Origin of the sequence: Streptomyces anatolicus (assembly GCF_019400875.1) — a bacterium.
GTDB lineage: Bacteria > Actinomycetota > Actinomycetes > Streptomycetales > Streptomycetaceae > Streptomyces > Streptomyces anatolicus.
The window spans coordinates 1-1,851 of sequence record NZ_WMBF01000771.1; the positions used below are offsets into that span (position 1 = coordinate 1).

The following is a 1,851-nucleotide window of genomic DNA, read 5'->3' on the forward strand; positions in this document are numbered from 1 at the left end:
GGACGGGTCCGCCGGGCGGCGGGGGGAGTGGGTTGCCGCACGACCCGAGGGGGAGCCGGTCCGCCGCACGGCCCGAGGGGGAGCCGGTCCGCCGCACAGCGGGAAGAGCCGGCCCGCCACATGGCAAGAGGGTGAGCCAGTCCGCCGCACAGCAGGGGGGCCGAGCCAGTCTGCCGCACAGCGGGAGAAACCGACCCGCCACATGGCAAGAGGGTGAGCCAGTCCGCCGCACGGCAGGGGGTGAGCCGGTCCGCCACACCGCGAGGTGAGCCAGTCCGCCGCACAGCGGGATAGGCCAGCCCCCGCACCGCGAGGTAAACCGGTCCGCGCACCGCGAGGGAAACCGGTCCGCCACACCGTGAGGGAAACCGGTCCGTCCCCGTTTCTCAGAGCTGCGCGCCCGGACCGGCCGCGAGTAAGCGTTCCAGGACGACCGCGATCCCGTCCTCCTCGTTCGTGCGGGTCAGTTCGTCCGCCACCGACTTCAGTTCGCTGTGGGCGTTGGCCATCGCCACTCCGTGGGCCGCCCACAGGAACATGGGGATGTCGTTCGGCATGTCTCCGAAGGCGACCGTGTCGGCGGCCGTCAGCCCCATCCGCTCGGCGGCCAGCGCGAGGCCGGTCGCCTTGGTCACCCCGCTCGGCTGCAGCTCCACCGTGCCGGGCCCCGACATCGTCACCGTGGCGAGCGAGCCCACCACCCCGCGCGCCACCTCCGCCAACTCCTCGTCCGCCAGCCTCGGATGCCGGACGAGCACCTTGCTGATGGGCAGCTCCCACAGCACGTCACGGTGGGGCACGCGCACCGCGGGGAGCGTGGGGTGCGGCATGTCGTACCCGGGCTCGATGAGGGTGAGGCCGTCCACGCCGTCCTGGTCGACGGCGGCGAAGACCTGCCCGACCTCCGCCTCGATCTTCCCGAGCGCGACCTCGGCCAGCTCGCGGTCGAGCGTCACCGACCACACCATGTGGTGCGCCCCGGCGTCGTAGAGCTGCGCCCCCTGCCCGCAGACGGCGAGCCCGTCATAACCGAGGTCGCGAATCAGGGGCCGCACCCGGGGCGCCGGCCGCCCGGTCACCACGAGGTGCCGCGCGCCCCTCTCGCCCGCGGCGGCCAGCGCCCGCCGCGACCGGTCCGAGACCGTGTCGTCGCCGCGCAGCAGCGTCCCGTCCAGGTCAGTGGCGATGAGTGCATATGCGAGGGGAGCGGCCATGATCCAGAGAATACGGATCCTGAGCCGCGCCGGAAGCGGCTTGACGAGGCCGGTGCGGGAGGGGGGAGGTGGGAGCCTCCACGGTTCACCAGAAAGTGGAATCTTCCATTCCGCAGAACCGACTTGGAGGGGCGCGCGTCCAGGGCAGTAGCTTTGCGTTCGAGCACGCTTACGTGCGTGGTGGTGTGACGGGGGAGACACATGGGGGGCCATCGGCCGCGGGATTGGCATGTCCTGGACCTGGACAAGGACCCGACGCCGGGTGACCCGGACCGGGTGCGCAAGCTCGCCAAGGACCTGCACGACTTCTGCGACGATGTCGGCAAGGTGCTGCGGGACATCAAGGGGATGGCGGGCGAGGACGCGATCCTCAAGTGGGCCGGCAAGACGGCCGAGGGCTTCACGGAGAAGTTCGAGAAGGCCCCGGAGAAGCTGAAGAAGCTCAAGAAGTCCTACGGAATGGCCGGTGACGCCCTTGCCGCCTACTGGCCCGAGCTGGAGCGCGCCCAGTCCCTGGCCGACAAGGCCCTGGTCAAGGGCCGCGAGGCCCAGGCCGACCTGTCCTCCGCCAAGTCCCGCCTCACCTCGGCCGACTCCTGGGTGGAAAAGGCGGGCAAGGAAGCCGACAAGTACAAGG

General features: G+C 71.2%; 2 protein-coding genes. One reads left to right on the forward strand and one right to left on the reverse strand.

From position 1 onward, the window contains the following. Positions 1 to 386 precede the first annotated feature (386 nt). Entirely contained in the window at positions 387 to 1,214 is an 828-nt protein-coding gene (locus GKQ77_RS32305) for an HAD family hydrolase (protein ID WP_219692695.1), read from the reverse strand. A 201-nt stretch (positions 1,215 to 1,415) separates the two neighbouring features. Here GKQ77_RS32305 and GKQ77_RS32310 point away from each other — a divergent pair. Further along, on the forward strand, positions 1,416 to 1,851 hold a 436-nt coding region (locus GKQ77_RS32310), incomplete at its 3' end, for a putative T7SS-secreted protein (protein ID WP_372460050.1).